Below are 20521 nucleotides of genomic sequence, written 5' to 3' on the forward strand. Positions count from 1 at the left end.
GTCAAGTATAAATACATGAGCGATTTAGTCAAGTATCCCTATCGCAATTTGGGTCATTTGCTTAATTACTAGATACGCCCAACGAAGCCTCGGTGCACGTTCAGGGCACCAATTGGGGGCGGAGCGCTGCAATCAAACCACGGCAAGCTGCTTCGCATTGATCGAGCACCTGCTCGAAGCCTTCCGGGCCGCCGAAATACGGATCGACGACTTCGCGGGCGCCACCCCAGCGGCTGTCCGTTTCCGGCACAAATTCCATCAGCAGACGGATTTTGTCGCGCTGTGCCGGCGGGCAGATCTGGCTGAGCGCGGCGACGTTTTTGTCGTCCATCGCGATCAGCAAATCGAAGCGCTCGAAATCAGCCGCGGCGACCTGGCGCCCGCGTAAGGCAGCCAATTCGTAGCCGCGCTGGCCGGCGGCACGCTGCGCGCGGTCGTCCGGTGGTTGCCCGAGATGCCAGTCGCCCGTACCGGCGGAATCGATCAAAATGCGCTCCGCGAGATTCGCCTCAGCCGCCAGATGCCGCATCACGCCTTCCGCGGTCGGCGAACGGCAGATGTTCCCGAGGCAGACAAAGCAAATCGACACGGTCTTCATCAGGGGCTTTCTGGCGCGACGCTCGCGCGGAGTAACAGGTTAGGAAACTGTGCCGCGATTATACAAAGCGGCGCCGGATCGCGCCGGGCGCTGCGTAGCGCCGGCTCAGCCTGCTGTGATGCGTACGCGGTACCTGATAACGCAACGCCTGCCCGCTTACGACGCTTGCTCGACGGGGAGCGACGTAACTACACGCGCGGGTCTGGCCGGCAGCGTCGCGACGTCGCCAACCATCCCGTACGAGACGGCGCGTGCGAGTTCAGCGGTCAATTGATCCGCGGCGAGCGGGGCTTGCGGCGCGCGCGAGGCGGCGTCGCCGCAAATGTGCAGGTAGGCTGCCGCGGCAAGCGGCACAACGATGGCGAATGGCCAGTACACCGATATCGTCTTTTTCATGATGTCGTTTCTTCCGATTAGGGGCTTATGAGTTCGTGACCCGCTATGCCCAGTCAAAATTCTATAGAAAAAAACAATCGAAAAAAACGCACTGGCGCGAGATACAGCGTTGCGCGGAGAGAAACAGTTCACTGACTGTTTCGCGGCGCATCTCTACATGCATGGCACAGAAAATAAATCCTTACAAACACATACAAAGCTGACGCGACGGTTGGCGATAATAACTGTCTTATTGTTATGCACTTTCGCAAGTGATCCACAAAATGAAACGCATTGCTACACTCGTCGGTCTCGCCGTCGCTGCCTTGCTGGGCGGCTGTGCCGTCTATCCGGACGGCACGCCGATGTATGGCAACGGCTATGACGGTTACGACGGCTATGCCAACGGGGTGCCCGTCGTGCCGCAAACCAATGTCTACATGGGCTATGGCAACTACTGGGGTCCAGGCTACTACGACGGCCCGGGCCGCTACTATGGGCCGGGTCCGGGCTATCGAGGTTATCCGGGACATTGGGACCGGGATCGGCCGGATAACGGCAACCACGGGAACCATGGCGATAACGGTGGCTGGCATGGTCAGCCGAATGGCGGCGGCCAGCGCGGCGGGCCTCCGCCGCAAGGTGCTGCCGGAGGCCCCGGGGGACCTGGCGGGTCGAATGCGGCACGCCCGGGCTCGAGCGGCCCGCCTCCGCAACAAGCAGGTAACGTCGGTGGACGCGGCAACGGTGGCAACTCGGATGTGAGGAGAGGCGTTGCCGGCCGTCAGTCAGGGGGGATGACGGACCATTGATCCGTCACGTCGCATGGTGCCGTGGCGCGCAAGCGCAAGTCCGCGGCGCCACTGCCGAACGGGCATCGCAATGGAGTACAGCGCAATGCCTCACACTCCAGTGACGCCGCGCGCCACTCGCCTCACGCACGGCAATGGAGCCGCTGACTCAGCCGAGATGGCTGCGCTGCGCCGCATAAAGCTCACGGAACGTGCGGCCCACCGGCGCAGGCATATCGCGCGTATTAGTCCAGCCCGCGCCAGCCAGCGGCAACTTCGAAATCAAACGATTGCGCCTGCCCATCTGCTCCAGCACGCGCACGGCGAGCTTTGTGAAGAGCGCATACGCATCCGGATGCAACGCGAGGAAGCCCCAGACAGCCAACCCCACCCGCTCTTGCCAAGGCCGTAACCGCCGCTCCACCTGCTTCTCGCGCAGTTTGCGCAACAGATCGGATAACGGAATCCCCACCGGGCAAACACTATTGCACTCGCCGCACAAGGTCGCGGCCTGCGGCAGGTCCAGCGCCTTGTCGAGTCCGACATAACTCGGCGTCAACACCGACCCCATTGGCCCCGGATAGACCCAGCCGTACGTGTGGCCGCCCACTTTCTGATACACCGGACAGTGGTTCATACACGCGCCGCAACGGATACAGCGGAGCATCTCCTGGAAGTCGCCGCCGATCAGTCCAGTACGCCCGCCGTCGACCAGCACCACGTACATGTGCTCGGGGCCGTCCTGATCGCCCGGACCGCGCGGCCCGGTCAGCACGGAAAAGTAGTTCGATGTCGCCTGACCGGTTGCCGAGCGCGGCAGCAAACGCATTGCAGTGGCCAGATCCTCCAGCGTAGGTAGCACTTTCTCGATGCCGGTGACCGCCACATGCACGCGCGGCATCACCGTACACATGCCCTCGTTACCTTCGTTCGTGACCAGCACCACTGAGCCGGTTTCCGCCACCACGAAGTTGCCGCCCGTCACGCCCATGTCCGCGGTCATGAAGTGCGGACGCAGCATCTCGCGCGCTTCGCGAGTCATGTCGGTGATCTCGGTCAGACGCGGCCGATCGTGCGTCTTCGCGAACAGGTCGGCGATCTCGTCCTTATCTTTATGGACGACCGGCGCGATGATGTGGCTCGGCGGCTCGTTGCCGTTGATTTGCAGAATGTATTCACCCAGATCGGTTTCGATCGACTGCACGCCCATCTGCCCGAGCACTTCGTTCAGGCGCATTTCCTCGGTGACCATCGATTTGGTCTTGATCACCTTCTTTATATCGTGCCGGCGCGCAATGTCGCCGACCACACGCGCCGCTTCCTGAGTCGTTTCGGCAAACAGCACCGTAACGCCACGCCGGGCAGCTTCGCGTTCGAAGGTTTCGAGCCAGACATCGAGGTTGTCCAGTGCGCGATCGCGGCGCTCCTTCAAAGCCGCGCGGGTGGCGGGAAAATCGATCGCGGTAATGGCCGCGGCGCGGGCCGATACGAATTTGGTCGACAGCTTGGTGAGGTTCTGCTGCAGGCGTTGATCAGCGAGTTTCTGACCCGCACGGGCCTTGAATTGCATCGATTGGACTTGCATGGCGGCCTTGTGCGTATTCGAGAAGTGCGCGAAATGAAGTACACGAGATGAAATGCACGAAATGAAGTGGAAGTGCGCGAAACGGCATGCGTCGAGCGCCTTCAGGCGTCGCCGGCCAGCACCTGGGCGATGTGCAGCACGCGCGTGGCGGTGTCGCCGGTGCGCCGCAAACGGCCTTCGATGTTGAGCATGCAGCCGAGGTCGCCGAGCACGACCGTGCCGGCGCCGCTCGCACTGATATTCGCGCATTTTTCGTCGACGATCGCCGTCGAGATGTCGCCGTACTTGACCGCGAACGTGCCGCCAAAGCCGCAGCAATGCTCGCAATCCTTCATTTCGGTTACCGCCACGCCAACCTGCGCAAGCAGCGCGCGCGGTTGGGTTTTGACGCCGAGTTCGCGCAGCCCCGAGCAGGAATCGTGGTACGTGACCTGCCCCGCGAACTCCCCCGGCTGCAATTGCACCCTGGCGACGTTGACGAGGAAGTCGGTCAACTCGAACACCTTGGGCCGCAGCCGGCCGAAGCGGCTCATCAACTCCGGGTCGTCGGCGAACAGGTCGCCGTAGTGCGCGCGAATCATGCCGCCGCACGAGCCGGACGGCACGACCACATAGTCGAACTGTTCAAATTCGCGCAGGGTCTTTTCGGCCAGATCGCGCGCGATGCGCCGTTCGCCCGAGTTGTACGCGGGCTGCCCGCAACAGGTTTGCGCGGGCGGCACCACCACCTCAAAACCGGCGCCCTCGATCAGCTTGATGACCGAAAAACCGATCTCCGGACGCATCAGGTCGATCAGGCAGGTGACGAACAATCCGACTCGCATGAACCCTCCTTCGGAAAAACGTCCCTGATTATCCGCTGTTTACCGCACAATACCAACGGCCGGAGGGCATAAGACGAACGCCGCTCAAATTGGATAGGCCGTCCAACGGCGTTCGCTTTTTTCACGATACGAGATACAATCAGTTTTTCTGCTGTTTGACGCGTCAACCGATTCCTCCTATGAGCGATACGAACCCGGATCCCAAAACTTCGATCCAGGTGATCGAACGCATGATGCGCTTGCTCGACGCACTCGCTGCGCATAGCGACCCGGTCAGCCTGAAAGAACTCGCGATCCGCACGGAGCTGCATCCGTCCACCGCGCACCGCATCCTGAACGACATGGTGATGTGCCGGTTGGTCGACCGGTCGGACCCCGGCACTTACCGCCTCGGCATGCGCCTGCTCGAACTGGGCAACCTGGTGAAGGCGCGGCTCTCCGTGCGCGACGCGGCGCTCACGCCGATGCGCGAGCTTCATCGTCAAACTGGTCAGACGGTCAATCTGTCGGTGCGCCAGGGCGACGAGATCGTCTATATAGAACGCGCCTATTCCGAACGTTCCGGCATGCAGGTGGTGCGGGCTATCGGTGGCCGGGCGCCGCTGCATCTGACCTCGGTGGGCAAGCTGTTCCTCGCCGCCGACGAATCGACCCGCGTGCGGGCCTACGCCACCCGCACCGGGCTGTCGGGTCATACGCAAAACAGCATCACCGATCTGACCAAGCTGGAGCGCGAACTGTCGCATGTGCGCCAGCAAGCCTGCGCGCGCGATAACGAAGAACTGGAACTCGGCGTGCGCTGCATCGCGGCAGGCATTTACGACGACACCGGCAAGCTGGTTGCGGGCCTGTCGCTGTCCGCCCCGGCGGATCGTTTGCAGGATTCGTGGCTCGGGCAGCTCAGCCAGACGGCGCTGATGATTTCCGAGTCGCTCGGTTATCGGCCGCCGGCACCGCAACAGCAGCCGCATTCGCAGCACGCGTAAGCCGGCCGTTCCGATCAATAAAAAAGCCTCGCATCTGCGAGGCTTTTTTTGTTTCCCTGATTGTGTCCTCGAGCGCCGGTCCGAAAACCGGCTGCCGAGTGCTTCAGGTGCCCGCGCCGCCGGCATCCGCGCTGGTGATGCGCGGCTGGTCGCCGCCGTTATCGAGCCACGTGCGCAGACGCGTTGCGTCCGCAAAGCGCGAGTACTTACCGAACGAGTCGAGCAGCACAACGATCATCGGACGGCCATGAATGGTCGTCTGCATGACGAGGCACTCGCCCGCTTCGTTGATGAAACCGGTCTTTTGCAGGCCGATGTCCCACGTCGGATTACGCACCAGTGCATTGGTGCTGTTATACGCCAGCGAACGCTTGCCGGTGTACACCTCGTAGCTGTGGTCGGTCGAGAACTTGCGGATCATCGGATACTGATACGCCGCGTTGACCATCTTCACCAGGTCGCGAGCGCTCGACACGTTCTGGCTCGTCAGGCCCGTCGGGTTTTCGAAGTGCGTGTCGGTCATGCCGAGCTGCTTGGCCTTGGCGTTCATCGCCGCGAGGAACGCCGGACGGCCACCCGGGAAATAACGCGACAAAGCCGCCGCCGCGCGGTTTTCCGACGCCATCAACGCGATGTGGAGCATGTCTTCGCGCGAGAGCACCGAACCCACCGACAGACGCGAGCCGGTGTTCTTTTCATAGTCGCGGTCTTCGTCCGTGACTTCGATCTGGTCGGTCATCGACTCTTTCGAGTCGAGCACCACCATCGCCGTCATCAGCTTGGTGATCGACGCGATCGGCACCACGGCGCGCGAGTTCTTGTCGAAGAGAGACTCGCCGGTGTTCTGATCGATCACGTAAGCCACGCTCGAGCGCAGCATCAGCGCGTCGGGCGTGTCGTGCAGACCGAAGGCCTGGCCGACGGTCGGCTGACGCGGTTCGTACGCGACGCGGCGCATCACCGAATGGTGGCGTCCGTTCGACGAGTAAGTCACGCGTTTGCGCTTGACGCTTGCGCGCGGCGCGTCGTCACCAGCAGCGGCAGCGGTGACGTTCGACGACTTGCTCGACACTTGGGCGGTGGCCGCTGCCGGCTTCCTGGCCGCTTTCGCGTGTTTAGGGGATTTCGCAGTTGCGGCGGGCGTTGCGGCAAAAGCGGTGACAGGCGTGGCGAACGCCGCTGCGATGACCATGGAGGCGGCCACCGACAGAGCGGTGCTGCGGGCCGCGCCGTGGATCACTTTAAGCGACGAAAACATGTCGGTTTTCATTGGTGTTCTTTAGGGAGCGGCGAGAGGTTTTCCGCAAGTGTAGTAAAACAACAAAAAATTAGCAATATTAAGCACTTATACGAGCTCCTTAAACCGGCTTGTAAGCTCCGATCGCAAAAACACGAATAAGTGCCGCGCACCGATCGAAAAAAATGATCGCCGCGTATCTGGTCTCGCCGCTGCCGCGATGCGCCGGAATCGACATGACCCTTTCAGCATAACGGCAATTTCGAGACAACCTTGATCAGGGGAAGTACGGTTGGTGCGCTGGCACGCAAAGCGCCAGCGCAACGGGCGTCGCCGGGGATCCGCCGCAGGCTGTTAAATACCTGCTGAGGACCAATCGACGCGCATTCGACCGGCATAGAGCATTAACGTTCCGTGACACTTTCCGGTTTACATCGAATGTGCAACAGCGTGGATTTTTGTCAGCCACACAAGACACTGCGCCCCGCTCTCCCTCCATGAGCAGCGACAAGAATCCGCCCCTTTTTCGGTAAAAAATGCGATTTCTTTGCGCACCAGTGCAGTGCGACAGCTAAATTGACCTGCGTCACACGAGTGTCATGCTCTCCGCATAACTTGCTGTTTTATAAGCAGTTTTTTAATATTGTGCAACGCACAAAAAGCGCTTGACATTCCCCGTCAGCATCCTAAAATGGGAACCATTGTTGCGATGCACAAACATCGCGGCGCCGGAGGAGACGAATTGATGCGTCTCGTCATCAACCCAATGCGGTCCGCACAGACAGACCGTAATCCAGGAGCGTAAACCATGACTCTGCTGACCCCTGAGCAATTCGCTGCAGCCCAGAAAGCCAACTTTGAAACGTTGTTCGGCCTGACGACCAAAGCATTTGAAGGCGTCGAAAAGCTGGTTGAGCTGAACCTTCAAGTCGTGAAGTCAACGCTCGCGGAAAGCCAGGAAAATGCGCAACGTGCACTGTCGGTGAAGGACGCGCAGGAACTGCTGGCGCTGCAAGCCAGCCTCGCGCAGCCGGTAGCTGAAAAGGCGCTGTCGTATGGCCGTCACGTGTACGAGATCGTTTCGGCTACGCAAGGTGAATTCACCCGCGTCGCGGAAGCGCAATTCGAAGAGCAGAACCGCAAGATTCAATCGCTCGTCGAAAACGTTGCGAAGAATGCACCGGCCGGCTCGGAAACCGCTGTCGCCGTGATGAAGTCGGCAATCACCGCCGCCAACACCACGTACGAAACGGTTCACAAGGCGACCAAGCAAGCTGTCGAAATCGCCGAAAGCAACTTCAATGCAGCTGCTACGGCCGCATCGAAGGCAGCTTCGCAAGCCGCTGCGCAAGCATCGCGCTCGGCCAAGAAGACGGTTTAAGTTTCAACAACGAGTTGGCCTGGCGCGAGCGAGGCCGGCGGTATCGAAAGCAGCAGCGCCGGGCAGTGCCGCGTGACCTTACGCGGTGCTGCACGGCCGAACGCTCCGATACGTTGAACAGCGTATCGTTTGCCCGGCGCAAGGCCGGGATTTTTTTTCCCCGCGGCTTGATTGATGTGTGTTTTACGTCCTGGCCGGCAAACGTTCTGCTCTGCTCTACTGCCACAATATAAAAACGGCGCATCCTTTTTCAGGATGCGCCGTTTTTTATTGCGTTCGCTCAAGCGTTGCCCGTCCAGATTCGGACGGGTTCTTGCTTCAGCGTTACTTCTTTTTCTGCGGCGGCAAGTCGGTGCAGACGCCTTCGTACAACTCGGCGGCCATACCGATCGATTCGCCGAGCGTCGGATGCGGGTGAATCGTCTTACCGATATCCGTTGCGTCCGCACCCATTTCGATCGCGAGACAGATTTCGCTGATCAGGTCGCCCGCATTCAGACCGACGATCCCGCCGCCGATCACGCGATGCGTTTCTTCGTCGAAGAGCAGTTTGGTGAAGCCTTCGTCGCGGCCGTTGGCGATCGCGCGGCCTGACGCGGCCCACGGGAACACTGCCTTGCCGTACTTGACGCCTTCCTCCTTCAACTGGTCTTCCGTCTTGCCGGCCCACGCCACTTCCGGATCGGTGTAGGCGACCGACGGAATCTGCAGCGCGTCGAAGTACGCCTTTTCGCCGTGCGCGACTTCAGCGGCGACGTGCGCTTCATGCACGGCTTTGTGCGCGAGCATCGGCTGACCGACGATATCGCCGATTGCGAAGATGTGCGGCACGTTGGTGCGCATCTGCTTGTCGACGTCGATGAAGCCGCGATCCGTTACCGCGACGCCGGCCTTGTCCGCGCCGATCCGCTTGCCGTTCGGCGTACGGCCGACGGAGACCAGCACGAGGTCATAGCGTTGCGCTTCGGGCGGGGCCTTTTCGCCTTCGAACGACACGTAGATGCCATCGTCTTTCGCTTGCGCTGCGGTGGTTTTGGTCTTCAGCATGACGTTGGCAAAACGCTTGCTGTTGTACTTCTCCCAGACCTTGACCAGATCGCGATCCGCACCGTTCATCAGACCGTCGAGCATTTCGACCACGTCGATCTGCGCGCCGAGCGTCGCATACACCGTGGCCATTTCGAGACCGATGATGCCGCCGCCGATCACCAGCATGCGTTGCGGGATCTGGCGCAATTCGAGCGCGCCGGTCGAGTCGACCACACGCGGATCTTCCGGAACGAACGGCAGCTTCACTGCTTCCGAGCCCGCGGCGATGATCGCCTGCTTGAACTTGACGACTTTCTTGCCGCCGTCGGTCTGCACTTCCATGTGATGCGGATCGACGAAACTGCCGGTGCCCGTCACGACTTCGACCTTGCGCATCTTCGCCATGCCGGCGAGACCGCCGGTGAGCTTCTTGACGACGCTCGACTTGAACTCGCGCAGCTTGTCGAGATCGATTTGCGGCTTGGCGAACGTGATGCCGTGCGCGCCGAGCGCTTCGGCTTCGTCGATGACGAGCGCCGTGTGCAGCAGCGCCTTCGACGGAATACAACCGACGTTCAGACAGACGCCGCCGAGCGTTGCATAACGTTCGACGAGCACCGTCTTCATGCCGAGGTCGGCCGAGCGGAACGCGGCCGAGTAACCGCCGGGGCCTGAACCGAGCACGAGCATGTCGCACTCGATGTCCGCGCTGCCGGAGAAACTACCGGCTTGCGGAGCGGGCGCTGCCGCCTGGGGTGCGGGTGCCGCCTGCGGTTTTGCTTCCGCTTGAGCGGGCGCTTTCTCGGCTTCTTTAGCCGGCGCTGCGCTCGCCGACGTTTCGACCAGCGCGATGACCGTGCCTTGCGAGACTTTATCGCCGGCTTTGACGCGGACTTCCTTGACGGTGCCGGCGGTATCGCTCGGCACTTCGATGGAAGCCTTATCGGACTCGAGCGTCATCAGCGCCTGCTCGTTCTCGATGACGTCGCCCGCTTTGATATTGACTTCGACGACATCGACGTCTTTGAAGTCACCGATATCCGGCACTTTTACTTCGACGAGACTCATAGTGTCCCCTTCTCTTATTGATCGTTGATGAAGGAAGAACCAGAAAAAAATCAGCCTAAAAACTGGCAGCGCCCTGGACAGAATCAGCCTTTGCCGTCCGCCCAAGGACGCGCCTTTCTTTTGCCTACTTTTCTTTGGAAGACAAAGAAAAGTAGGCGCCGCCCCGCACAGGGGCAACACTAATAGACCGATAAGAAAGCAGGTTCAACGAAGAGGCGCGGATAACCAACTAACAACAAAGAAAGAAAGCAACCCGCGCCACAGGCAATCATCAAAAGATCAAAGAATCACACGCCGAAAATCGGCAAGAATCGAACTCAGATAAGCATTGAACCGCGCGGCCGCAGCGCCATCGATCACGCGATGGTCATACGACAACGACATCGGCAGGATCAGACGCGGAACAAACTGCTTGCCATCCCAAACCGGCTTCATCGAGCCACGCGACAACCCGAGAATGGCGACTTCAGGCGCATTGATGATCGGCGTAAAGTTCGTGCCGCCAATCCCACCCAATGACGAAATCGAGAAGCACCCGCCTTGCATCTGATCCGGCTTCAGCTTGCCATCCCGCGCAGCCTTGGAAAGCTCGGCCATTTCCTTCGCGATATCGATCAACCCCTTCTTGTCCGCATCGCGAATCACCGGTACGACCAGACCATTCGGCGTATCGGCGGCAAACCCGATGTGGAAGTACTGCTTGAACACGAGGTTATCGCCGTCGAGGCTGGCATTGAACGTCGGGAACTGCTTCAGGGCGGATACGACAGCCTTGATCACGAACGCCAGCATCGTGATCTTCACGCCGGCCTTTTCGTTTTCCTTGTTCAACTGCACGCGCAGCGCTTCGAGGTCGGTGATGTCCGCTTCGTCGTTGTTCGTGACGTGCGGAATCATGACCCAGTTGCGATGCAGGTTCGCGCCCGAAATCTTCTTGATGCGCGACAACGGCTTCGGAACGACCGGACCGAATTTGGTGAAGTCGACCTTCGGCCACGGCAGCAGGTTCAACTCGCCGCCACCAGCCGCAGCCGGCGCAGCGCCCGCCGGTGCCGCGCGTTGGCCGGTCATCACGCCCTTGATGAAGGCGGTCACGTCTGCTTGCGTAATACGGCCCTTCGGACCCGTGCCCTGCACTTGCGTCACGTCGACGCCGAGTTCGCGCGCGAACTTGCGCACGGACGGCGACGCATGGCTTGCATGCCGTGTCCCGCCCTCGCCGGCCGGAATCAGCGGCGCTTGTGCAAGCGCCGACGGCGACGCCGGAGCGGGCGACGGTACAGCCGGCGCATCCGACGGCTTCTCCAGCGCCTCCTGCTTCGGCGCGGCGGCAGGAGCCGGTGCAGCAGCACCGCCCTCGGCTTCCACCACGACGATCACCGAGCCTTCCGACACGGTATCGCCCACCTTGACCTTCAGTTCCTTGACGACGCCGGCGGCCGAGCTCGGCACGTCCATGGTCGCCTTGTCGGATTCGAGCGTCACCAGCGACTGCTCTTTCTCGACGCGATCGCCGACCTTCACCGCGACTTCGATCACGGGAATGTCTTTGTAGTCGCCGATATCCGGCACCTTGACTTCTTGCAGACCGCCACCGCTTGCAGCCGGTGCAGGCGCTGCTGCCGGGGCCGGGGCCGCGGCCGGCGCGGGCGCTGGCGCGGCGGCAGGCGCCGGCGAAGCAGCGGCACCGCCTGCTGCCCCATCCAGCACGACGATCAACGAGCCTTCCGACACGTTATCGCCAACCTTGACCTTCACTTCCTTGACGACGCCGGCCGCCGAACTCGGCACGTCCATGGTCGCCTTGTCGGACTCCAGCGTCACGAGCGACTGCTCTTTCTCGACGGTATCACCCGCCTTCACCAGCACCTCGATCACAGGGATGTCCTTGTAATCGCCGATGTCCGGCACCTTGACTTCGATCGCTTGACTCATTGTTAGTGTCTCCTGGGCCGCGCACGCAGCCTGCCCCTGTCGATCAGGGGCAGGCGCGCACGCCGTGGCACACGGGGAAAGATGCCTTAGACGGTCATCGGGTTGGGTTTGGCGGGATCAAGGTTGTACTTCTTGAGCGCCTCGGCAACGACCTTGCGTTCGATCGTGCCTTCATCTGCCAGTGCATTCAACGCGGCAACCGTGACCCAGTAGCGGTCGACTTCGAAGAAGTGGCGCAGCTTTTCACGCGTGTCCGAACGGCCGTAGCCGTCCGTGCCCAGCACGACAAACTTCTGCGGCACGAACGCGCGGATCTGCTCGGTCAGCGCACGCACGTAGTCGGTCGAGGCGATCACCGGACCTTGTGCGTCCTTCAGGAGCTTCTCGACGTGCGAGAGCTTCTTCTCTTCGGTCGGGTGCAGCAGGTTCCAGCGCTGCACTTCGTGGCCTTCGCGCGCGAGTTCGGTGAAGCTCGGCACGCTCCAGAGATCGGCGGCCACGCCCCAGTCGTTCTTCAGCAGGTCGGCGGCGGCGATCACTTCGTTGAAGATCGTGCCCGCGCCCATCAGTTGCACGCGCGGCGCCTTCCCGTCGGCCTCGGTCTTCCTGAACGAGTACATGCCCTTGATGATGTCGGCCGCCACAGCATCGCCCTGCGGAATCGCCGGGTGCTCGTAGTTTTCGTTCATCACCGTGACGTAGTAGTACACGTCTTCCTGGTCCTGCACCATGCGGCGCAGACCGTCTTGCATGATGACCGCGAGTTCGTAACCGAAGGTCGGGTCATAGCTGATGCAGTTCGGCACCGAAGCCGCCCACAGCAGCGAGTGGCCGTCTTCGTGTTGCAGACCTTCACCGTTCAGCGTCGTGCGGCCTGCGGTGCCGCCCAGCAGGAAGCCGCGCGAACGCATGTCGCCCGCCGCCCAGGCCAGATCGCCGATGCGCTGGAAGCCGAACATCGAGTAGAAAATATAGAACGGGATCATGATCTCGCCGTGCGTCGAGTACGACGTCGCGGCTGCGATCCAGTCCGACATGCCGCCGGCTTCGTTGATGCCTTCCTGCAGGATCTGACCGGTTTCCGATTCGCGGTAGAACATCAACTGGTCGGAATCTTCCGGCACGTACTTCTGGCCGTCCTGATTCCAGATACCGATCTGACGGAACAGGCCTTCCATACCGAAGGTGCGCGATTCGTCCGGCACAATCGGCACGACGCGCTTACCGAGCACCTTGTCTTTCAGCAGGATGTTCAGGATCCGCACGAACGCCATCGTCGTGGAGATCTCGCGGCCTTCGCCCGTGCCCTTGAGCAGCGGTTCGAATGCAGCCAGATCCGGCACCGGCAACGACTCGGCCTTCTGACGGCGCGCCGGCAGATAACCACCGAGGTCCTGACGGCGAGCGCGCATGTACTCGAGTTCCTTCGAACCTTCTTCGAACTTGAGGTACGGCACGTTGACGAGGTCTTCGTCGGCAATCGGCAGACGGAACTGGTCGCGGAACTTCTTCAGTTGCTCCACCTGCATCTTCTTTTGCTGGTGGGTGATGTTCATCGCCTGGCCGGCTTCGCCCATGCCGTAGCCCTTGATCGTCTTGGCGAGGATGACGGTCGGCTGGCCCTTGGCATTCGTGGCTTCGGTGAACGCTGCATAGATCTTATGCGGATCGTGGCCGCCGCGATTCAGGTTCCACACGTCTTCGTCGGACCAGTCGGCGACCAGCGCCTTCAGTTCCGGCGTATTGAAGAAGTGCTCGCGGACGAATGCTCCCGATTCCGACTTGTACGTCTGGTACTCGCCGTCCACAACTTCCATCATCCGGCGCATCAGCGCGCCCGACTTGTCGCGCTGGAACAGCGCATCCCAGCGGCTGCCCCAGATCACCTTGATGACGTTCCAGCCGGCGCCGCGGAATTCGCTTTCGAGTTCCTGGATGATCTTGCCGTTACCGCGCACCGGACCGTCGAGGCGCTGCAGGTTACAGTTGATCACGAACACCAGGTTGTCGAGACGTTCGCGGCCGGCCATGCCGATTGCGCCGAGCGATTCCGGTTCATCCGTTTCGCCGTCGCCAAGGAAGGCCCAGACCTTGCGGCCTTCGGTCTTCGTGATGCCGCGCGCCTGCATGTACTTCATGAAGCGGGCCTGATAGATCGCCATGATCGGGCCGAGGCCCATCGAGACGGTCGGGAACTGCCAGAAGTCCGGCATCAGCCACGGGTGCGGATACGACGAGATGCCCTCGCCGCCCACTTCCTGACGGAAGTTGTCGAGCTGGTTTTCGGTCAGACGGCCGAGCAGGAACGCGCGCGAGTAGACGCCCGGCGACGAGTGGCCTTGTACGAACACGAGGTCGCCGCCATGCTTGTCCGAGGCTGCGTGCCAGAAGTGGTTGTAGCCGACGTCATACAGCGTGGCGGCCGACGCGAACGAGGCGATGTGGCCGCCGACGTTGGTGTCCTTGCCCGCGCGCAGCACCATGGCGATGGCGTTCCAGCGCGTGTACGAGCGGATGCGGTGTTCGAGGTCCTGGTCGCCGGGGATCGGCGCCTGACGCGACACGGGAATCGTGTTGATGTACGGGGTGTTGGCGGAGAACGGCAGGTGTTCGCCGTGCACGCGGGCGAATTCGATCTGTTTCTCGATGAGGTAGTGAGCGCGGTCAGGGCCCACAGCAGAAATCACGCCATCCAGCGCTTCCAGCCATTCGCCGGTTTCCTGGGGATCGTCGTCTTTCTCGGCGGCGACATATTTCATGACTTCGTCGGGTACAGCGGACATGCTCGTCTCCTGAATGTAGAGGAACGCTCTTTGGACAGACGACGCGGACGACGCACGGCCGCGGCAGCTTTCGGCCGATTGTAATGAGGGTCCCGACGTCCGCGCAACAAGATTTTCAAATTACGAGATCACTTCTCATAATGCGGAAAATTGTTGCGGCGCACCCTGATCTGACTGCCGATCCACGGATACGTCGGCTAGTTTGCGCCGATTAACGCCACTTTCAGCGCTTTTTTGCGCCATTTGCTAGTGACACGCTGCGCTACAATGCCACGCATGTTGACCGAACGGCTTTTCGCACGCTCGGCGCGCACCGCCGGTTCGCCGACGGATTCGACGCCGTCCTCCCGCTGGCACCATGGACCATGGTGGTCGAACTCCTATTTGCTCACGCCGCTTCTGTCGATCCTGGTCTTTCTGGTCGTCATGAGCCTGATTCTGTGGAGCCTGAACCGGCGCGAACAGCAGCAGCAGGAAGACACGCTCTACCGTAACGTCGCATGGGCGCAGCAGCAGATCCGCCTGTCCATGACGGGCGCGCAGGAACAGATCCAGGCGCTCGCCCGCGATCTCGCCGCCGGCCACGCCGATCCGCATTCGTTTCAGGTGTCCACCACGGACATCATGCAGGGGCATCCCGAGATCCTCTACATGAACTGGTACACGAGCCAGCAGCTGCCGCGCTGGCCCAATACCGCGCTGCCGGTGTTCGGCCAGCGGCTCGCCAAACCGAACGACTCGCAAATGGACGAGGCCGTCAAGGCCGCGTTCGCCGAGGCGCGCAACACGCGCCGCCAGGTGTACTCCCCGCTCATTTACGACGACCTCCACAACGGCTATATCACGCTGCAGACGCCGGTGTACCGCGAGCGCGACTTCCTCGGCACGATTGCCGCCGTGTTCTCGATAGAAGGGATCCTGAAGCACGACATTCCGCCCGAGTTGTCGGCCAAATACAAAATCTCGATCGTCGACGTGAACAACCGCGAGTTGACCACCACGTCGACCCGCCCGCGCCTGCCGCGCGACATGTTCTACGACCTGCCGCTGGACCCGCCGGGCCAGGGCGTCTCGGTGCGCGTCTACGCGTTCCCGCAGATGACCAACTTCACCAACAACACGCTGGTGTGGCTGGTGGCCGGCTTGTCGTGCTTCGTGTTGTGGAGTCTGTGGAGCCTGTGGAAACACACCCGGCAACGCTTCGAAGCGCAGCAGGCGCTATACGCCGAAGCGTTCTTCCGGCGCGCCATGGAAAACTCGGTTTTGATCGGCATGCGCGTGCTCGATATGCATGGGCGCATTACCCACGTCAATCCGGCGTTTTGCCGTATGACCGGCTGGGATGAAAGCGATCTGGTGGGCAAGCACGCGCCGTTCGCCTACTGGCCACGCGACGCTTACCCCGAAATGCAACGCCAGCTCGACATGACGCTGCGCGGCAAGGCGCCCTCCTCGGGTTTCGAACTGCGGGTGCGCCGCAAAGACGGTTCGTTATTCCACGCGCGGCTGTACGTGTCCCCGCTGATCGACAGCTCGGGCCGCCAGACCGGCTGGATGTCGTCGATGACCGACATCACCGAGCCGAAACGCGCGCGCGAGGAACTCGCGGCCGCGCACGAGCGCTTCACCACCGTGCTCGAAAGTCTCGACGCCGCCGTCTCGGTGCTGGCCGCCGACGAGGCCGAACTGCTGTTCGCCAACCGCTATTACCGGCACCTGTTCGGCATCCGTCCGGACGGTCACCTGGAGTTGGCGGGCGGCGGGTTCGACAGCGCACAGGCGTCGTCCGATTCGATCGATATGGTGGATGCATACGCAGGCCTGCCCGCCGCCGCGTTGACCGAAAGCACCGCCGACGCGCAGGAAGTCTACGTGCAAAGCATTCAGAAATGGTTCGAAGTGCGCCGCCAGTACATTCAGTGGGTGGACGGCCACCTCGCGCAGATGCAGATCGCTACCGACATCACCACGCGCAAGCAGGCTCAGGAACTCTCGCGTCAGCAGGACGAGAAACTACAGTTCACCAGCCGTCTGATGACGATGGGCGAAATGGCCTCTTCGCTCGCGCACGAACTGAACCAGCCGCTCGCCGCGATCAATAACTATTGCTCAGGAACCGTAGCGCTGGTTAAATCCGGTCGAACGACCCCGGACAACCTGCTGCCCGTACTTGAAAAAACCGCTCAGCAGGCAGTGCGGGCCGGCATGATCATCAAGCGCATTCGCGAATTCGTCAAACGCAGCGAGCCGAAACGGCAGGCGACGCGCGTGGCCGATATCGTCGCGGACGCGGTGGGTCTCGCCGAACTCGAGGCACGCAAGCGGCGCATTCGCATCGTCACCGATCTGCGCTCGCGCCTGCCGGTCATCTATGTCGATCCGGTGCTGATCGAGCAGGTGCTGGTCAACCTGCTGAAGAACGGCGCCGAGGCCATGCACGACGCGCGCCCGAACGCGGTCGATCCCGTGATTCGCGTGGTCGTGCGGCTGGAAGGCGGGTTTGTTTGCATCAGCGTCGTCGACCAGGGGCCGGGCGTCGACGAAGCGACGGCCGAGCGGCTGTTCGAACCGTTTTACAGCACCAAGTCCGATGGTATGGGCATGGGGCTGAACATCTGCCGTTCGATTATCGAATCGCACCGGGGTCGCCTGTGGGTGGTCAACAACGTCGAGTCCGACGGCCACATCATAGGCGCCACGTTCCATTGCAGTCTGCCTATTGGAGAGCCTGACGGCCCGAGCAACGGCGGGTCAGAGGCGCCGACACCACAAACCGTTACGGGAGAGCTATGAACACCCCAGTCACCACACAGGAAACAGTCTTTGTCGTCGACGACGACGAGGCCGTGCGAGATTCGCTGCGCTGGCTGCTGGAGGCGAACGGCTACCGCGTGCAATGCTTCTCCAGCGCCGAGCAGTTCATCGACGCATGGCAGCCGCATCAGCATCCGGGCCAGATCGCGTGTCTGATTCTCGATGTACGGATGTCCGGCATGAGCGGGCTCGAATTGCAGGAACGCCTGATCGTCGACAACGCGTCGCTGCCGATCATCTTCGTGACGGGTCACGGCGACGTGCCGATGGCCGTGTCGACGATGAAAAAAGGCGCGATGGACTTCATCGAAAAGCCGTTCGACGAAGCCGAGTTGCGCAAGCTGGTCGAGCGCATGCTCGATAAGGCGCGCAGCGAAAGCAGCAGCGTGCAGCAACAGCGCGCTGCCGCCGAGCGACTGGGCAAGCTGACCGCGCGTGAGCATCAGGTGCTCGAGCGCATCATCGCCGGCCGCCTGAACAAGCAGATTGCCGACGATCTCGGCATCAGCATCAAAACGGTCGAAGCACACCGCGCGAACATCATGGAAAAGCTCAACGTCAACACGGTCGCCGATCTGCTGCGCCTCGCGTTGTCGAACAAGCCACAGCAAACGCAATAGTGCAATAAGCGCAGGGCCGGCGGTGGTTTGCCGGCCGGCAATAAGCTTCAGGCGGCGGCGAGGGCGCGCGGCACGCGAGGGCGGCGCCGCTATAATGTTGGACTTCGCAGCGGCGCGCGTCTTTCCGATTCGCGCCGCGCGCTTTTCCAGAACCGACAGGTTCGCGGAAAAGCGCCGGCGAGCGTGCTGCGCGCCAGCGCGCCCGCGCCGTCCCGCTTTCCAAACCGCCCATCTCGACCGACCATGACTGCCAAACTGATCGACGGCCTAGCCCTTTCCAAGACCCTGCGCGCCGAAGTCGCCACGCGCGCGGCCGCCCTCACCGCCCGCGGGCATCAGCCTGGCCTCGCCGTGGTGCTGGTCGGCGATAATCCGGCCAGCGAAGTGTATGTGCGCAACAAGGTCAAGGCGTGTAACGACAACGGCCTCGGCTCGTCGTTCGATCGTTATCCGGCCGATTTGCCGGAAGCCGACCTGCTCGCGCGCATCGACGAACTGAACCGCGATCCGCGCATCCACGGCATTCTGGTGCAACTACCGTTGCCGCCGCATATCGACAGCCACAAGGTGATCGAGGCGATCGCCCCGGAAAAGGATGTCGACGGTTTTCACGTCGCCAATGCCGGCGCGCTGATGACCGGCCAGCCGCTGTTCCGTCCGTGCACGCCGTACGGCGTGGTGAAGATGCTGGCCGCCTACGAAATTCCGCTGCAAGGCGCAAACGCGGTGGTGATCGGCCGCTCGAACATTGTCGGCAAGCCGATGGCGCTGCTGCTGCTCGCAGCCGGTGCGACCGTCACGATCTGCCATAGCAAGACGCGCGACCTGGGCGCTCATACCCGTCACGCCGACGTGGTGGTCGCCGCTACCGGCTTGCGCAACATTCTCACGGCGGACATGGTGAAACCGGGCGCGGCCGTGATCGACGTCGGCATGAATCGCGACGAGGCCGGCAAGCTGTGCGGCGACGTCGATTTTGCCGGCGTCAAGGACGTGGCCGGCTACATCACGCCGGTGCCGGGCGGTGTCGGTCCGATGACCATCACAATGCTGCTCGTCAACACGATCGAAGCCGCCGAACGTGCAGCCGCGAAAGCTTGACATGCTCAATGCGCGACGTGATCACGTGGAGAAAGGCCCGCGCCGCTCGGCACATCTGAACGCGCGAGACGCCGCCGGCACCACTTCAGAACCGGCCGTTCAACGAAGTGCCAGGACAGCGCCGCGCACAGCAGGATAAACGGCGCGGCAATCAGCACGGCCGTCACATGACTCAAGTGCGGCGCGATACTCGCGACGCATTGCTGCATCATGAAGCCATACAGATAGATCCCATACGAGTAATCGTGGCGCGGCACGAAGCGGCGCAGAAGTGGCGTCGTGCCCATCCACAGCACGCCGTACACAAAGGCCAGATAAAACAGCGGCTGTGCGCCGGCCGTATCGCGGAACACGAGAAAGACCATCAGCAGCGCGAAGGCCATCAGCCCGTTGATGTCGATCCGCTCACGCCAGCCGTACAGCAGCATTCCGACCATGAAAAACGGCTCCGGCCAGAACGAATAGCCACCGGGCGTTTCACTGAAATCACGCAACCCGACCTGCCAATGCGGCGCATGCACGCGCAAGACGAACGCCGCGCAACCGAGCGCCACGGCCAGCACGACGCCGCGCGGGCCCGACAGCAAGCCCAGCATGCCGGTCACGAGCACGATCAGATAGCAGCGCACCTCGAGCGGCAGCGTCCACAGCGGCGCGCAGACATCGAATCTGAACCGGTTGTGCTCGAACACGCCGGGCAGCACCCAGCCGGTTTTCAGCACGATGGTCGAGAAGTTGTCCAGGTTAGCCCATGTCACGCCGGAGGCGAAATAATCGCGCAACGGCAGTGTCGTGAAGAGCGGTCCAATCAGCAGCACCGTCACCAGCGAGCCGCCCGCCACCGCCGGCCACAGGCGCGCGATGCGCAACGCGACGAAGCGCGGCACCGAGCGTTGCCGGTCGAAGCTGACGGTCACCAGCATGCCGCTCAGCAGAAAGAACGCATAGACGCCGAGCGCCCCGAAACCGTCGAAACCGAGCGCGTTCCGGACCCAATCGGTCATGCCGTCAGGAGCCTGCAGCAGGTACGAATGGCCGTACACCACGGCGACGGCGGCGAGAAGCCGCACGAGGTCGAAATTGTTGCCGTTGCGCGATAGAGCATGCGAAAGCGGATTCATCGATACCTCTTGCAGAGAACGCCGCTGACGGACGGCGGCTCTCCACAATGCGGCGCAGCAGCAATTTTCACCGTTCGCTTTCGCACAAAGTGAAGCGGCCAATTCCGCACGCATAAACGACAAACAAGCGGCACCAAAGCAGCGCGCGAGCACCCGCGCGGCACCTCGCGCCCGCGCACAGCGCCGCGACATCTGATAATTTGTCTGTCGACGGATTGGAATCGGCGCGCCCCGCCCCAATAATGGCTATACCGGGCGCGCCTGGGTTGTCAG

16 protein-coding genes are annotated in these 20521 nt (G+C 61.8%); 6 read left to right on the plus strand and 10 right to left on the minus strand.

Annotated elements, in window-relative coordinates; all coding sequences use genetic code 11:
* Positions 1–100: 100 nt before the first annotated feature.
* On the minus strand, positions 101–598 hold the full coding sequence (locus SB772_RS02970) for a low molecular weight protein-tyrosine-phosphatase (protein WP_410831782.1): 498 nt from the start codon (positions 596–598) through the stop codon (positions 101–103).
* A gap of 156 nt (positions 599–754) precedes the next feature.
* Positions 755–994 carry a hypothetical protein gene (locus SB772_RS02975; RefSeq protein ID WP_410831783.1) on the minus strand — a complete coding sequence of 80 codons (240 nt, stop codon included), beginning with the start codon at positions 992–994 and terminating at the stop codon, positions 755–757.
* A gap of 263 nt (positions 995–1257) precedes the next feature.
* Here SB772_RS02975 and SB772_RS02980 point away from each other — a divergent pair, with 263 nt between their 5' ends.
* Positions 1258–1785, plus strand: coding sequence for a hypothetical protein (locus SB772_RS02980; protein WP_410831784.1), 528 nt, complete (start codon positions 1258–1260; stop codon positions 1783–1785).
* A gap of 148 nt (positions 1786–1933) precedes the next feature.
* On the opposite strand, the gene SB772_RS02985 is transcribed toward SB772_RS02980, so the two are convergent.
* Together SB772_RS02985 and SB772_RS02990 are read right to left on the minus strand one after the other, a co-directional pair.
* Positions 1934–3349 (minus strand): lactate utilization protein B, encoded by a 1416-nt coding sequence (locus SB772_RS02985; RefSeq protein WP_410831785.1) that lies wholly within the window; start codon positions 3347–3349, stop codon positions 1934–1936.
* Between the two features lie 101 nt (positions 3350–3450).
* A complete protein-coding gene (locus SB772_RS02990) occupies positions 3451–4173 on the minus strand; it encodes a (Fe-S)-binding protein (RefSeq protein WP_410831786.1) in 723 nt (240 codons plus the stop codon).
* A 179-nt stretch (positions 4174–4352) separates the two neighbouring features.
* On the opposite strand from SB772_RS02990, the gene SB772_RS02995 reads away from it, so the two are divergent.
* A complete protein-coding gene (locus tag SB772_RS02995; RefSeq protein WP_410831787.1) occupies positions 4353–5159 on the plus strand; it encodes an IclR family transcriptional regulator in 807 nt (268 codons plus the stop codon).
* A 103-nt stretch (positions 5160–5262) separates the two neighbouring features.
* Here the strand turns inward: SB772_RS02995 and pbpG are convergent, their stop codons facing one another.
* The gene (pbpG, locus tag SB772_RS03000; RefSeq protein ID WP_410831788.1) at positions 5263–6429 is read right to left on the minus strand and encodes a D-alanyl-D-alanine endopeptidase; all 1167 of its coding nucleotides are present in this window, start codon (positions 6427–6429) and stop codon (positions 5263–5265) included.
* A gap of 775 nt (positions 6430–7204) precedes the next feature.
* Between pbpG and SB772_RS03005 the strand changes: the two genes are divergently transcribed.
* Positions 7205–7777, plus strand: a complete 573-nt coding sequence (locus SB772_RS03005) for a phasin family protein (RefSeq protein ID WP_341315014.1) — start codon at positions 7205–7207, stop codon at positions 7775–7777.
* Here SB772_RS03005 and SB772_RS03010 read toward each other — a convergent pair.
* The 4 genes from SB772_RS03010 to aceE form a co-directional block, all read right to left on the minus strand.
* Positions 7774–8061, minus strand: coding sequence for a hypothetical protein (locus tag SB772_RS03010; protein WP_410831789.1), 288 nt, complete (start codon positions 8059–8061; stop codon positions 7774–7776). The two genes, SB772_RS03005 and SB772_RS03010, sit on opposite strands and share 4 nt — an antisense overlap.
* 40 nt (positions 8062–8101) lie before the next feature.
* Entirely contained in the window at positions 8102–9874 is a 1773-nt protein-coding gene (lpdA, locus tag SB772_RS03015) for a dihydrolipoyl dehydrogenase (RefSeq protein ID WP_410831790.1), read from the minus strand.
* A 279-nt stretch (positions 9875–10153) separates the two neighbouring features.
* Positions 10154–11809 carry a dihydrolipoyllysine-residue acetyltransferase gene (aceF, locus tag SB772_RS03020; RefSeq protein WP_410831791.1) on the minus strand — a complete coding sequence of 552 codons (1656 nt, stop codon included), beginning with the start codon at positions 11807–11809 and terminating at the stop codon, positions 10154–10156.
* 86 nt (positions 11810–11895) lie between these two features.
* Positions 11896–14592, minus strand: a complete 2697-nt coding sequence (aceE, locus tag SB772_RS03025) for a pyruvate dehydrogenase (acetyl-transferring), homodimeric type (protein ID WP_410831792.1) — start codon at positions 14590–14592, stop codon at positions 11896–11898.
* Between the two features lie 276 nt (positions 14593–14868).
* Between aceE and fixL the strand changes: the two genes are divergently transcribed.
* The 3 genes from fixL (at position 14869) to folD (ending at position 19127) form a co-directional block, all read left to right on the plus strand.
* Entirely contained in the window at positions 14869–17385 is a 2517-nt protein-coding gene (gene fixL / locus SB772_RS03030) for an oxygen sensor histidine kinase FixL (protein WP_410831818.1), read from the plus strand.
* Positions 17382–18026: an oxygen response regulator transcription factor FixJ gene (fixJ, locus tag SB772_RS03035; RefSeq protein ID WP_410831793.1), complete on the plus strand. Its 645-nt coding sequence runs from the start codon at positions 17382–17384 to the stop codon at positions 18024–18026. The genes fixL and fixJ overlap by 4 nt, the downstream gene beginning before the upstream one ends.
* Positions 18027–18269: 243 nt before the next feature.
* Complete coding sequence (gene folD, locus SB772_RS03040; protein WP_410831794.1) at positions 18270–19127, plus strand: bifunctional methylenetetrahydrofolate dehydrogenase/methenyltetrahydrofolate cyclohydrolase FolD; 858 nt, start codon at positions 18270–18272, stop codon at positions 19125–19127.
* A 5-nt stretch (positions 19128–19132) separates the two neighbouring features.
* Here the strand turns inward: folD and SB772_RS03045 are convergent, their stop codons facing one another.
* The gene (locus SB772_RS03045) at positions 19133–20248 is read right to left on the minus strand and encodes an acyltransferase family protein (protein WP_410831795.1); all 1116 of its coding nucleotides are present in this window, start codon (positions 20246–20248) and stop codon (positions 19133–19135) included.
* Positions 20249–20521: the final 273 nt, after the last annotated feature.

It is taken from the genome of Paraburkholderia sp. SIMBA_030 (assembly GCF_046535245.1).
In the GTDB taxonomy this organism is placed as follows: Bacteria; Pseudomonadota; Gammaproteobacteria; order Burkholderiales; family Burkholderiaceae; genus Paraburkholderia.